The sequence below is a fragment of the Acinetobacter sp. GW821-FHT01E09 genome (genome assembly GCF_059422385.1).
Window position 1 is genome coordinate 4,610,233 of sequence record NZ_JBWKWU010000001.1, and the last position, 13,063, is coordinate 4,623,295.

Sequence of the window (13,063 nt, forward strand, 5' to 3'; positions counted from 1 at the left end):
CATCATATGATTGCAATATCACAATAAAAATAGGCAAATAAGAAAGCAATGATTGCAAAATCGCAATACAAACTAGAAGCTCGTGATCTAGAAATCATTCTGGCTTTGGTACGAACGGCTAATCTTGCGAAAGCTGGTGAACGATTAAACGTCGATGCTTCAACGATTTTTCGTGCAATTCGTCGTATCGAACGTGGCTTAGGGCATCCGTTATTTGAACGTTCACGGGCAGGATATTTACCATCTGAACAAGCACAAGTACTGGCCGAACATGCCGAGCAAGTGGAAACACAGTTAGAGCAAGCCCGTTCCGCCATACAGCTCACACCAGAGCAGGTATCCGGTACAGTGCGCATCGCCACCACGGATACCCTCCTACATGGTTTGCTTGCGCCCGCACTACACAAACTCGCGAATATTCATCCCTTGTTGGAGTATGAAGAGATCTGATCGCTTTGACCGACACCCTCGATGAATGCCAGACTGAATTGTGGCTTCTCACACATCCCGAGTCAAAGCATCTACTGCGAGTGTCCACAGTATTTCGGCATCTGAGCAAGACATTGAATCTATAATGCATAGACGTTTCCGACGATATTCGTCTGTTTATTCTGCTCAATGTTGGCGCAGCTAAAAATGGCTTTATTTTATCAACCAAGAACTTATTGTTTGGATTCTAATTTATTTGTCATCGTGCTTAAATTATTGATAAAAAATCAGGCAATGGAGGCATCCATAAATTGCCTGATTTTTTATTTTAAAATTTACTGAGCTGAAGGTTGTTCAACTAAACTTGGGTCATTGGTTGCTTGAGCAGGTTGTGATTGCTGAATCGTTGCATCGCCCTCAACAGCAGTACCTTGTTGAGTCGGATCTACAGTCGCAGTTTGTGCTGATTGCTGTTGATCTGCAGAACCCATTGGTGCTGATTGGGTTGTTTCAGGTGCTTGGGTTGTTTCACTTGATGTACACGCCGTACTCATGACCGCAACACCCGCCAATAGCATAAAAATAAGACCTGATTTTTTCATCATAAATTCCTTTATCACTCTATCAAAAAACGGCAACACAGGACTGCGTTGCCGTGCTGACTATGATTGCTATTTTTTCTGCAAACTTCGTTGAAGCTTGGTTAGACTTTTAAGGTGTTGCCGTATAAGTTATGCAAAGTTTATTAAATCAATGATTTAGATTGACCGATTTTCTTTTTCATTATACTTGTTTCATTTCGCTGGGTTTTTTGATGGGATTCAATGTGATTAGGCAAAAGTCAGCCTGATAAAAGATATACTTTTACCATAAAAGTTTCGCATTACTTACATTGTTAATGGCTTTTAACAAGACAAAAAAAAGCTTACCCAAGAAGATTGGATAAGCTATGAAAACGTTGTTCAAACTAAAAAAAGAAACTACAGCCATAGAATCTATGAAGCATGATAATTAAATTATTGCTTTTTCGCAAAGCCTTATTTTCAATAAGTTTAATCGGTTTTACATATGAATTAAGTATTTTAATCTATTCATTCAATTTTAATTTTTGAATTTACTCATCATTTTTGAGCAATAACCGCATCAATTCCCCATAAATTTAAATTTTTAATCTAAAAAAATAATCATTGATTTGATGATTATTCCAACAAAAATATCTTTAAATTTTGGGATTTCTCTCTTAGATCAGCTTTTTTCACTGAATTTCATTAAATAATGTCTAAAACTGCTTGAATTTTAGCGGCTCGCCCACATTTCTTATTCATTAATGAATTAAACGATCATGGCAGTTCAAAAATGAACACAGTGCAAAACTGCTGCCGATAAGGACTGTACATGTTTAAGAACCCATTTAAACGGAGTAAATCAATGGCAACTGAGCAGAATCAAGAAGCCCAAGATATTCAAAACGAGCAAGCCGAACAGCAAACTCAGGCTGAAAATGAACAGGTTGAAGTTACCGTTGAAGCTTTACAGGCTCAAATCAGTCATCTTGAAGAGAGCTTAAAACTCGAAAAAGCACGTACTGCAAATGCAGTTTATGAAGCACAAAAAAGTGTAGAACGTATTCAACGTGATGCTGAAAAGCATAAAGACATCGTGTTAGAAAAGTTTGCGAAAGAATTATTAAATTCTGTCGACAACCTTGAGCGTGCGATTCTCGCAGGTGGTGATGAAGAAACACCTGTACTCGAAGGCGTAAAACTGACCTTGAAATCACTTCTCACCACTTTAGAAAAATTCGGTGTTGTTGAAGCAGACACAACCAATGGTTTTAACGCGGACTTACATCAAGCTGTCGGGATCGACCCAAATGCACAAGCTAACCAAATTGGCACAGTTTTGCAAAAAGGCTACACCTTAAATGGTCGACTACTTCGCCCTGCAATGGTGATGGTTGGTCAATAAGCGTAATAAATAGGAGCTTTTTAAAAATATTTTCATGAATTTTCACAAATCATGACTTGAAAATTTTTGAATGGCTCTCATATCGGATAACAAGAAAATCCCTTTTAACTCCCCTTTGCAAAAAGAGGAAACCAGGGATTCAAAAGAATTTAGAGGAATTTGATTTATGGCTAAAATTATTGGTATTGACTTAGGTACAACGAATTCATGTGTTGCTGTACTTGAAGGCGATAAAGTTAAAGTGATTGAAAATGCTGAAGGTACACGTACAACACCTTCTATCGTTGCATATAAAGATGGCGAAATTCTTGTGGGTCAATCTGCTAAACGTCAAGCAGTGACTAACCCTAAGAATACATTATTCGCAATCAAGCGTTTAATTGGTCGTAAGTATCAAGACCAAGCAGTACAAAAAGATATCGGTATTGCACCATTCAAAATCATCAAAGCTGATAATGGTGATGCTTGGGTTGAAGTAAACGACAAAAAACTTGCACCGCAACAGATCTCTGCAGAAATTTTGAAAAAAATGAAAAAAACTGCGGAAGATTATTTAGGTGAAACAGTAACAGAAGCTGTTATTACTGTTCCTGCTTACTTCAATGATGCGCAACGTCAAGCAACAAAAGATGCTGGTCGTATTGCTGGTCTAGAAGTTAAACGTATCATTAACGAACCAACTGCTGCTGCACTTGCGTTCGGTATGGACAAAAAAGAAGGCGACCGTAAAGTTGCTGTATATGACTTAGGTGGTGGTACATTTGATGTATCAATCATTGAAATCGCTGACCTAGATGGCGACCAACAAATCGAAGTATTGTCAACCAATGGTGATACATTCCTTGGTGGTGAAGACTTCGATAATGCATTGATCGACTATTTGGTTGAAGAGTTCAAGAAAGAGCAAAACTTCAACTTGAAACAAGATCCACTTGCATTACAACGTTTAAAAGAAGCAGCTGAAAAAGCTAAAATTGAGCTTTCTTCATCTAATTCGACTGAAATCAACTTGCCATACATCACTGCGGATGCAACTGGTCCTAAACACTTAGTGATGAATGTAACACGTGCTAAACTAGAAGGTTTAGTTGCTGATTTAGTTGCGCGTACAATTGAGCCTTGCCGTATAGCACTTAAAGATGCAGGTCTTTCGACTTCTGACATCTCTGACGTGATCTTGGTTGGTGGTCAATCACGTATGCCAATGGTTCAACAGAAAGTACAAGAGTTCTTCGGTAAAGAACCTCGTAAAGATGTGAACCCGGATGAAGCTGTTGCAATTGGTGCGGCAATTCAAGGTGCAGTATTGTCTGGTGACAAAACTGACGTACTTTTACTTGACGTAACACCATTAACACTTGGTATCGAAACCATGGGTGGCGTATTAACTGCAATTATTGAGAAAAACACCACGATTCCTGCGAAGAAATCTCAAGTGTTCTCTACAGCAGCAGATAACCAACCAGCGGTAGATATTTCAGTTTACCAAGGTGAGCGTAAAATGGCTCAACAAAACAAATTGTTGGGTAACTTCCAATTAGGCGACATTCCACCTGCGCCACGTGGTGTGCCACAAATTGAAGTATCGTTCGACATCAATGCTGATGGTATCTTAAAAGTATCAGCAAAAGACAAGAGCACTGGTAAAGAACAATCGATCCAGATCAAAGCAAACTCTGGTTTGTCTGATGCTGAAATCGAAGCAATGATCAAAGATGCTGAAGCAAATGCTGAAGAAGATCGTAAGTTTGAAGAGCTTGCAAAAGCACGTAACGAAGCTGATGCTTTAGTTGCTTCTGCAAACAAAGCTGTGAAAGATCTTGGCGAACAAGTTACTGCTGATGAAAAAACTGCAATTGAAGCAGCAGTTTCTGAGTTAGAAGTGACTGCAAAAGAAAATGATGTTGATGCGATTAAAGCAAAAACTGAAGCTTTACAAAACATCATTATGCCGATCACTCAACGTGCTTATGAAGCAGCTCAAGGTCAAGGCGGCGCTGAAGGCTTCGATCCTAACCAATTCGGTGGTGATGCAGGTCAACAACAGCAAAAAGCTGATGATGGCGTTGTAGATGCTGAATTCACTGAAGTTAAAGATGACAAAAAATAATTTGTCACTTTAATCTTAGAAAACCGCTCAAGAGATTGAGCGGTTTTTTTATATGATCTATTTTTATCCGTAAAGCGATGGAGTCACTTTTGTTTATCTCTGATATCTCTAAAAAAACTGGACTCTCTATCCATACCCTGCGTTATTATGAACAAATAGGCTTACTGAAAAATATCCATCGTAATCAATCTGGGCGACGTGTATATACCAAACTTGATCTGGAATGGCTTGAATGGGTAAAACGCTTAAAATCAACAGGCATGCCTTTAGAAAAAATGCAAGATTTTGCCCAATTTCGACTACAAGGAGTAGCAAACCTTAAAACAAAGACAAGATCTTCTTATTGCCCATTCCGTTCAATTAAAACAAGAAATTCAAAGACTCAAGCAAGAACAAAGTATTGTTGACTATAAAATTGAAGCATATGCACAAAAAATGCTTGAACTAGAGTGAACTCGAGCAGTTAATATTTTTGACTCACGATTTGAGTTAGGAGTAGACAATGTTAAGTTCAGGTTTTTACATCACTGCAGAATTAAAAATTAAAGATAAAGACAGAATCTTAGAAACCCGTGAAGCCTTACAAACATTATGTAAGCTCACTCTTCAACAAGAACCGGGATGTAGCTTATTTCAACTGCATCAATGCCAACAAGAGCCGACGCGTTTACTACTTTGGGAGCGCTTCGACTCGGAACAGGCTTACCATGCTCATTTTAAACAGCCCTATACACAACATTATCTTTCCAAAGATTTAACCGACGTGGTGCAACATTTCGTCAGTGATATTGTGCTATAAAAAAGCTCGAAAAATCACTCCAGTCATCGAGTGGTTTTTCTTATTGATCAATTGCCAATCTTCACTAAATCTTTTATCTTAATTATCACAATAATAATGAGTCAAATGATGAAAAACTCTCCTGCTGTATCCAATACTGTGTATTACAGCTTGATCATAGCGCAATTTATATTGCCTATCATTGCAGCAGTCATCGATATATACAGTACTGAACCCGAGTTAGAACTTCTGGATAAAACACTTTACCAAGACCCGCAAGCTTGGGAATTGGGAGTTATGTCGATTGCAGGTTTAATCATCCTCATCATCACTTTTGGTTTATGTTTAAAAAAAGAATGGGCACGAAAGGCTTATCTCTATACATTTTCCCCCATATTTCTGATTTATTTTATGCCCTTTATGCACTGGATTTACATGACCAGTTATGCAGCGATTTTTAACGATCTGGCCTTTGTTTGTTCTGGAATTTTATTGATGATTTTAGTGACGCCATCACTATATCGACCTATTTTTGAACACGATTAATCATGTATAAAACGCTTGCCATCAGCATTGGCTTATATCTCTTTTTAGAAATTCTATGTCATGGTTTTGCAATTTTTGCAGGGAAAATCGTGAGTAAAGCGGATAAACAAAAGCTCAATCATCCTTTGCACCTTGAATTTACACGGCAAACTTTTTATCGCACTATGTTACTGGTCAGCATTGTATTGATGAGCCATTTTTATACTGAAATTGCCTATTTTGAACAGAATGCTTGGATTCGTTTGACATTGAGTATCAGCATTATTTTACTCATTCTATTTATACTCTGGTGGCTAAATGCTTTTATTCTGCGCCAAGTGGTTTTAAAGCAACAACAACAATCTGTCACTCCGGTATTTAAACAGAAAATCAGCTATATCATGTTGCATCCCTTACAATTCAAAGCTTTATATATCAGCCCTGACTATTTAAAAAGATCTGTTTGGATGAATCGATTACTCAGTGTTTTTGCTTTTATTCTCTTATTTATTGATATCCAAGTCCTGTTTAACGCTTAAATAAACTGATTAAGTGAATGAACCTTCCATCGCGATGCCCAAACTCAGCGTTCCATTCATATTGCTGCTTTCCACCTAAAGCTGACTGCTAAAAACGTCATCAATTGAAATCAATATTTGTATTGATCACGCAAGCTTTACTTGCTTAAGCATTTGCGATTCTTATATTTTCAGATAAATTATCCACAACAACAATTATTTTTAAATCAATCATGCGTTTTTGGATTCTACTCTGTGTAATTGCCTTTACTGCTTATTTTGCGATACAGCGCATGATGTATCCGCAATTGAATCATAATTCTGCCATTGATCGTATCACGCATCCTTTAGATACTCGCTTACGTTATCGTATTGGCGAGGTAGATCCACGTTTTCATGTCAGTAAACAGCAAGTACAAAATTTGGCACAACAAGCCACAGATATTTGGCATCAAGGGACCATGAAAAGTCTCTTTGTTTATGATGATCATGCCAAACTGACGATTAACTTAATTTATGACGAACGCCAAGCGGAATCTAGCGCCAGAAACCAAGAGTTGCGTATTTTGCAAAATACCCAACAATATACACAAAGTGAAAAGCAAAAAATTCAGCAACTTCACGCTGAATTAGATCGTACCAATGATGAGCTTGATCTGCAAAAAACCAATTATCAACATAAAGTTGACCAGTATAATCAGCTGGTCAATACCCTTAATCAATCCCATCAAAATTTAGATGCCTCAGCAAGATTGCAGTTAGATCAGCAGAAAAATCAACTGATCATCGAGCAGAACCAACTCAAACAGCAGTTAGATATTTATAATCAAAAAGTCTATGAGTTAAATCGTCAAGTTGAACAACTCAACGCTGTCAATCAACAATACAATCAATCTGTGGATCACTTTAATAGTCGTTTCCAACCGCGCCAATTTGATAAAGGCGTATTCGATGGTAAAACCATTAATATCTATGAATTTACATCGGACGAAGATTTACGTGTCACGATTGCACATGAGCTTGGGCATGCTTTGGGCTTAGCGCACAATAATGATCCTAAAGCACTCATGTATCCAATGATGAAAGAACAAGATTTGAAAAATTTTAGATTAACCACAGCAGATTTAGCCATGCTAAACTCAAGACAACGATAAGCAAAATTTAGCGATGATTATCAATTTTAAATCCATAATTTATTTATGTATTTAAATCAGTTTTATGCAAAATCATGTTATTGTGAATCCCTGAAGCAATAAATTGAGGAGATGACTGTGAGCTATTATCATATTATTTTAGAAGTAAATGATCATATCAGCACGATTGAGCAAACTCGTGATATTGAAATTTTTGATATTACTGAACTTCAACCTTATCTCCATTCGATTCTGCTGCCTTATTTCAACGAACAGATCATTGAACTAGAAGACGACAATGTCGAGTTTAAAGATGTTCTACACCTTGAAATTAAACAGACCTTATTGCCAATTCAACATTTAATTGAAGAAGAACAAAAACAGTTACCTAGTGATACCGATGTAACCATTACAGCCTATGAAATCTTTAATGATCGTGATCATACGCAGGATGTTACCGCTGTGATTTTAGATGTCTTAGAAGCAGTCAAAATTGACCCTTTCGCAATTGAATAATCCACATAAAAAAAGGTCTGCTTATGCAGACCTTATTAAGTGAGATCAAATATTTATTGCATCATATTCTTTGCCGCTTCATTTCTAAAAGCTTTTAAAATCTGTTGCCCTGCTCGCCCTGTTGGGCTTAATCCTAACTTCACTTGCTCTTGCTGAATAGCCTGACGCGTTTTATCACCAATCAAGCCATCTGCATCGCCAATCGCATAGCCTTTTTTCAATAAATAATTTTGAATTTCTCGGCGTTCTGTACGAGATGTTCCTGCATCGTCAGTTGGCCATGCAGTTTGAAAACTGCCCTTGCCTTGTAAACGATCAGACAAATGTGCAATTGCCAGTGCATAACTTTCCGCAGCATTGTACGAATAAATTGCATCAAAATTTTTAAACACCAAGAATGCTGGACCATTTGCACCCGCAGGCATCATTAAACCAGCCTGAGCGCCTTCCGATAAATTGCCTTGAATGATTGGAGTACCGTCAACACGAGTAAAACCACGATTTACCCAAGTGCTCAACGATTTTTTATTACGACGACTTTCCCCACCTACAGAGGCGCCAGCTGGAATTTTTACTTCAAAGCCCCACGGCATTCCCGTTTGCCAGCCACGTTTTTTCAAAAAGTTTGCTGTTGATGCCAAAGCATCCGAAGTACTTGAAACCAAGTCACGTCGACCATCACCATCAAAATCTACAGCCAATTCTTCATACGTTGAAGGCATAAATTGAGTATGACCAAATGCCCCTGCCCATGAACCTTTTAACTGTTCTTCGCGTAAATCACCTCGTTGTAAAATACGCATTGTGGCAAAGAATTCACCTCGGAAATAACCTTGTCGACGCCCTTCACAACTTAAAGTTCCCAACGCTTGTAATAAAGGATATTTTCCTGAAATGTCACCAAAATTACTTTCCACGCCCCAAACAGCAACAACCGTTTCTGCTGGAACGCCGTAAGCTGCTGAGACACGGTTTAAAACTTCACGATGCTGAGCCAGCATTTGACGGCCTTTCTCTACCCGCTCTTCATCGACCAAACCTGAAAGATAATCCCAAATCGGTGTTGAAAACTCAGGTTGATAATCCAGTTTGCTGATGACCGAATAATCAGGCGTTAGATTTTGCGTATAACGATCAAAGGTTGTGCCACTAACACCTGAACTGATTGCTTGCGAACGTAAATTTGCAATACAGCTTTGAAAATTAGAATTGGGTGTATAGCTTGTATTCGGTGTTGTTGTGATAGGTGAGCTAGATACAGCCTGACCGTTAATGATTAATTCAGCATTGGCATGCGATGCTGCCAACAAAACAGATCCACAAATCAAAGTTAAATGACGCATAATATCCACAAAATGGTTTTAAATTTAAATTATGTGAATACCATAGCAGTCTGTGAATAAAATGACAGATGTAAAAACGTAAATTTTGAATTCATTTTTTGATTTTAAATTCACAATCCACAGTTCACTGTTTTGAATTTAAATATAGTTATCCACACCCCAGCAAACTTATCATTTTTTAAATTCAAAACTTTCACACAAATTTGAATTCAAAAAACATCATTATTTTAGCAACCTTAGCTTTAAATTTAAAATTCCACTCAATCCCATAAAAACTCGCTTAAGTGTTTATTTTTATCCACAATTTGGATTTTGGATTGATGAATCAAAACTTATCCACAGTCGTTGTTTTCACTTCGAGCAAGCAAAAGTTTAAATTTAAAGTTTTAAATTCAAAAAACACCTTCAAGTTAATTTAAATTCAAAGTGGATAACTTTTTGGGTTTTGCTGTTAATACTTTTGAATTCAAATGTTCTAAACCCTTTAAATTTGAACTTTGAATTTAAAAATAGATGCTTGTTTTTCTGTTTATTGAAGCTGTTTTTATCATCATTCTTGTTTTTATAGCCCCAGAAAATGATCCATTTTTGGGTCATTGCTTAGCGATAAAATAGGGGGAGCGTCATGATACAGAACAGCAGAGTAGAAAAAAGCGGGCAAGAGTTTGACCGCTTTTTTTACATACAAAATCAAGCTTAAATGTTCATATCTTCGCTTAATGACAATGGATTCGGTAAAATCTTCGCCAATTGACGACATAAAGTCGTTAATTCAGCAGCATCATTTGGCATCAGGGTGATATGACCAATTTTACGACCTTCACGTTCTGTTTTATTATAAAGGTGTAAATGTGCACCTTTTAACGCTAAAACATCTTCGGATTTAGGATGTTGCCCGATGATATTTACCATCATTGTTGGTCGAACCACTTCGGTTGAACCCAGTGGTAAACCTGCCACAGCGCGAATGTGATTTTCAAATTGCGAACATACTGCGCCTTCAATTGACCAATGCCCAGAGTTATGCACACGTGGTGCCATCTCATTGGCATATAAGCCTTTTTCAGTCACAAACAATTCAAGTGTTAACACACCAACATAGTTCAAATGGTTTAACAATCGGGTGATGTATTCCTGCGCAACGGGCTGTAAATCAGCACTGTTTGGAGCAGGAACTATTGAATGCGAGAGAATACCATTGTGATGATGATTTTCAGCCAAAGGCCAAGTTTTTACATCACCATCAATACCACGCACCGCAATAATTGACACTTCACGAGAAAAAATCACAAAACTTTCAGCGATTAATGATCCTGCTGGCCCCAACTCAGCCCATGCCTGATCAATTTGATCGACTGAACGCAGTACAAATTGACCTTTACCATCATAACCACCTGTCGCAGTTTTAAGTACGATTGGTAAGCCTAATTCACTCACTGCAAGCTTAAGTGTCTCCAATGAATCGACTGCTTTATACGGCGCAACAGGAATTTCCAGCTCATCAAATAAAGCTTTTTCAGAAAGACGATGTTGTGCGATTGCTAAAGCTTGGCGTGGCGGATACAGATCTTTTTGCTTGGTTAATACATCAACATCAATCAATGGCGTATTTTCAAATTCCAGACTAAAAACATCTGCACTGGCAATAAAATCTTGTAACCCATTTTCAGCTTTAGTGCTAAAAACGTGTCCCAATATTGCAGATGGACAATCCGCATCAGCTTCAAAAAATGTGCATTGGATATTTAATGGGAGCGCAGCTTGCGCCATCATACGGCCGAGTTGACCACCACCAAAGATACCGATGGTTTTATTCATAACCTGTGTCCCGTTTTTAAGCTTGACCCGGAATATTTTTACTTGCCACTTTATCGGTTTGAGCGGCACGGAAATCTGCAACATTTTTTGCGATTTCAGGGCGAGTTAAACCTAAAATTTGAGCGGCCATGATTGCGGCATTGGTTGCACCCGCAGGGCCAATTGCCAATGTGCCAACTGCAATACCTGCAGGCATTTGTACAATAGACAACAATGAATCAACGCCATTTAAAATTGAAGATTTCACAGGAACACCCAGCACAGGCAAATCTGTTTTTGCTGCGCACATTCCTGGTAAATGTGCTGCACCACCAGCACCAGCAATAATCACCTGAATACCACGTTCACGTGCTGTTTCAGCATATTCAAATAAGCGGTCTGGCGTACGATGCGCAGAAACAACTTCGGCTTCAAAAGGAACACCAAGCTGTTTCAGCATATTGGCAGTGTTTTCGAGAGTTGCCCAGTCTGATTGAGAACCCATAATAATTCCAACGAGAGGAGCGTCTTGTACAGCGGCCGCATTCATTGCATATATTCCATAAACGAATGTAAGGAAGTTTAAATACTGGTGATCAGTGTTTAAATGAATATCAAGAAGCTCGCTATTATAGACTGATTTTTCATCTCACGAAAATTTAACAGACGTAGGAAGTCAATTTTTTTTAAAGCAGCAGCCTAAAAGCCGTTTGACTTGAGAATAAATATGGTCTCGACCCCGTAAATAACAGAAAAATTGCTAAAGATTGGGACATGAGATGAATATGCTGTCTGAGTAAAATCCTTGTTAATTCACATCATCACAGCTCATCTACTGGCTTCTAAACACAAAAAACACGCAGCCCATTAAACATAAACCCGCCCATAAATAATCTAATTTAAATGGTTGTTTAAACAAGAAAATCATAAATGGAACAAACACCAACAGTGTGACCACTTCTTGGGTGATTTTCATTTGCCCCAACGACCAACCATGTTGCGCCAATAGACGTGTTGCGGGAATCATAAAGCTGTATTCAAGTAAGGCAATGATCCAACCAAACAAGATCGCTTGCCACAGAGGTGCATCATGTAAGAATTTTAAATGCCCATACCAAGCCAAGGTCATAAAACAGTTGGAGATAATTAGTAATAAAAGGGGGAGGGACATGCTATACAACCTAAATTTTGGTGATATTTTAACAAATACGGTGTAAAATTATTCGTATCCTGACAATTACAATCCAAAACGACTATTTTTAAAAAACCATATGAAAAATTTATTAAATACCATATTCAATTTATTAAAAAAGTTTTTTTCAAAATCAAATTCTGAAAATCCAAGTTCTATTGCTGAATTACCAGAAATTAACCTCGCATTTGCAGATTTAGCCAATATGTTAACGATGGAGAAACAAAATCCTATCCCGAATATTGAATTCTTTGATCATTTAAATATGGATTATTCAATAGAAAGTATTAAACATATTGATGAATATTTACTTTCAATTGGTAATTATAATCTTGAATTAGATAATAAAATTATCCCAGTTGTGGTTAGAACAGCTGCTTATGTTGGAGAATCTATTCGTAAAAATGATCATATGAAAAAATGGTACTGGATTGATTTTGAAACGGCAAAACAAAAAGACCCCCATTTTTTTAATGATATTGAAGACTCACTTGAATTTGCAGCTATTTTAACAGATGGAAATAGCCAAGCTTTTCCTTTGAATAAAGTTATTAAATTTTTGCAAAATGGCAAAGAAGATAGCCTATATTTCTTTGCTATGACAATGTTGAGTTTTGATGAACCTAATGCTAACGATCATGTTTAATTCTAATTGATTTTATCCTTACAAGAAAAACTATCTTTTCGCCTTAACCCTTGCTATCGTTGCTTTCAAATCAAATGAAACGGCTACACCACAACAACAAAGTGATGT

The 13,063-nt window shown here is 37.5% G+C and carries 15 protein-coding genes; 10 read left to right on the plus strand and 5 right to left on the minus strand.

The window, feature by feature from the left end; translation table 11 throughout:
• Positions 1–105 precede the first annotated feature (105 nt).
• Entirely contained in the window at positions 106–450 is a 345-nt protein-coding gene (locus tag AC07U8_RS21080) for a LysR family transcriptional regulator (protein WP_494738557.1), read from the plus strand.
• Between the two features lie 314 nt (positions 451–764).
• Here the strand turns inward: AC07U8_RS21080 and AC07U8_RS21085 are convergent, their stop codons facing one another.
• Positions 765–1,031, minus strand: a complete 267-nt coding sequence (locus tag AC07U8_RS21085) for a hypothetical protein (protein ID WP_004818138.1) — start codon at positions 1,029–1,031, stop codon at positions 765–767.
• 826 nt (positions 1,032–1,857) lie between these two features.
• Between AC07U8_RS21085 and grpE the strand changes: the two genes are divergently transcribed.
• The 8 genes from grpE to AC07U8_RS21125 all read left to right on the plus strand — a co-directional run bounded on the left by grpE (position 1,858) and on the right by AC07U8_RS21125 (position 7,977).
• The gene (gene grpE / locus AC07U8_RS21090; protein ID WP_004719014.1) at positions 1,858–2,397 is read left to right on the plus strand and encodes a nucleotide exchange factor GrpE; all 540 of its coding nucleotides are present in this window, start codon (positions 1,858–1,860) and stop codon (positions 2,395–2,397) included.
• Positions 2,398–2,563: 166 nt separating this feature from the next.
• The gene (dnaK, locus tag AC07U8_RS21095) at positions 2,564–4,507 is read left to right on the plus strand and encodes a molecular chaperone DnaK (RefSeq protein ID WP_004719012.1); all 1,944 of its coding nucleotides are present in this window, start codon (positions 2,564–2,566) and stop codon (positions 4,505–4,507) included.
• Between the two features lie 89 nt (positions 4,508–4,596).
• Positions 4,597–4,914, plus strand: coding sequence for a MerR family transcriptional regulator (locus tag AC07U8_RS21100; RefSeq protein WP_494738558.1), 318 nt, complete (start codon positions 4,597–4,599; stop codon positions 4,912–4,914).
• A 95-nt stretch (positions 4,915–5,009) separates the two neighbouring features.
• Entirely contained in the window at positions 5,010–5,306 is a 297-nt protein-coding gene (locus AC07U8_RS21105) for a putative quinol monooxygenase (protein ID WP_494738559.1), read from the plus strand.
• A gap of 108 nt (positions 5,307–5,414) precedes the next feature.
• Positions 5,415–5,831, plus strand: coding sequence for a hypothetical protein (locus tag AC07U8_RS21110; protein WP_494738560.1), 417 nt, complete (start codon positions 5,415–5,417; stop codon positions 5,829–5,831).
• A gap of 2 nt (positions 5,832–5,833) precedes the next feature.
• Positions 5,834–6,349 carry a hypothetical protein gene (locus AC07U8_RS21115; RefSeq protein WP_494738561.1) on the plus strand — a complete coding sequence of 172 codons (516 nt, stop codon included), beginning with the start codon at positions 5,834–5,836 and terminating at the stop codon, positions 6,347–6,349.
• Positions 6,350–6,561: 212 nt separating this feature from the next.
• The gene (locus tag AC07U8_RS21120; RefSeq protein WP_270386137.1) at positions 6,562–7,482 is read left to right on the plus strand and encodes a matrixin family metalloprotease; all 921 of its coding nucleotides are present in this window, start codon (positions 6,562–6,564) and stop codon (positions 7,480–7,482) included.
• Between the two features lie 111 nt (positions 7,483–7,593).
• Positions 7,594–7,977, plus strand: a complete 384-nt coding sequence (locus AC07U8_RS21125; protein WP_154130490.1) for a hypothetical protein — start codon at positions 7,594–7,596, stop codon at positions 7,975–7,977.
• Between the two features lie 53 nt (positions 7,978–8,030).
• Here the strand turns inward: AC07U8_RS21125 and AC07U8_RS21130 are convergent, their stop codons facing one another.
• The 4 genes from AC07U8_RS21130 to AC07U8_RS21145 all read right to left on the minus strand — a co-directional run bounded on the left by AC07U8_RS21130 (position 8,031) and on the right by AC07U8_RS21145 (position 12,288).
• Positions 8,031–9,320 carry a lytic murein transglycosylase gene (locus tag AC07U8_RS21130; protein ID WP_244014508.1) on the minus strand — a complete coding sequence of 430 codons (1,290 nt, stop codon included), beginning with the start codon at positions 9,318–9,320 and terminating at the stop codon, positions 8,031–8,033.
• A 696-nt stretch (positions 9,321–10,016) separates the two neighbouring features.
• On the minus strand, positions 10,017–11,138 hold the full coding sequence (locus AC07U8_RS21135) for a 5-(carboxyamino)imidazole ribonucleotide synthase (protein WP_494738562.1): 1,122 nt from the start codon (positions 11,136–11,138) through the stop codon (positions 10,017–10,019).
• A gap of 16 nt (positions 11,139–11,154) precedes the next feature.
• Complete coding sequence (purE, locus tag AC07U8_RS21140; RefSeq protein WP_004718991.1) at positions 11,155–11,667, minus strand: 5-(carboxyamino)imidazole ribonucleotide mutase; 513 nt, start codon at positions 11,665–11,667, stop codon at positions 11,155–11,157.
• A 282-nt stretch (positions 11,668–11,949) separates the two neighbouring features.
• On the minus strand, positions 11,950–12,288 hold the full coding sequence (locus AC07U8_RS21145) for a DMT family protein (RefSeq protein WP_004818150.1): 339 nt from the start codon (positions 12,286–12,288) through the stop codon (positions 11,950–11,952).
• 100 nt (positions 12,289–12,388) lie between these two features.
• On the opposite strand from AC07U8_RS21145, the gene AC07U8_RS21150 reads away from it, so the two are divergent.
• A complete protein-coding gene (locus AC07U8_RS21150) occupies positions 12,389–12,955 on the plus strand; it encodes a hypothetical protein (protein WP_004818151.1) in 567 nt (188 codons plus the stop codon).
• Positions 12,956–13,063: the final 108 nt, after the last annotated feature.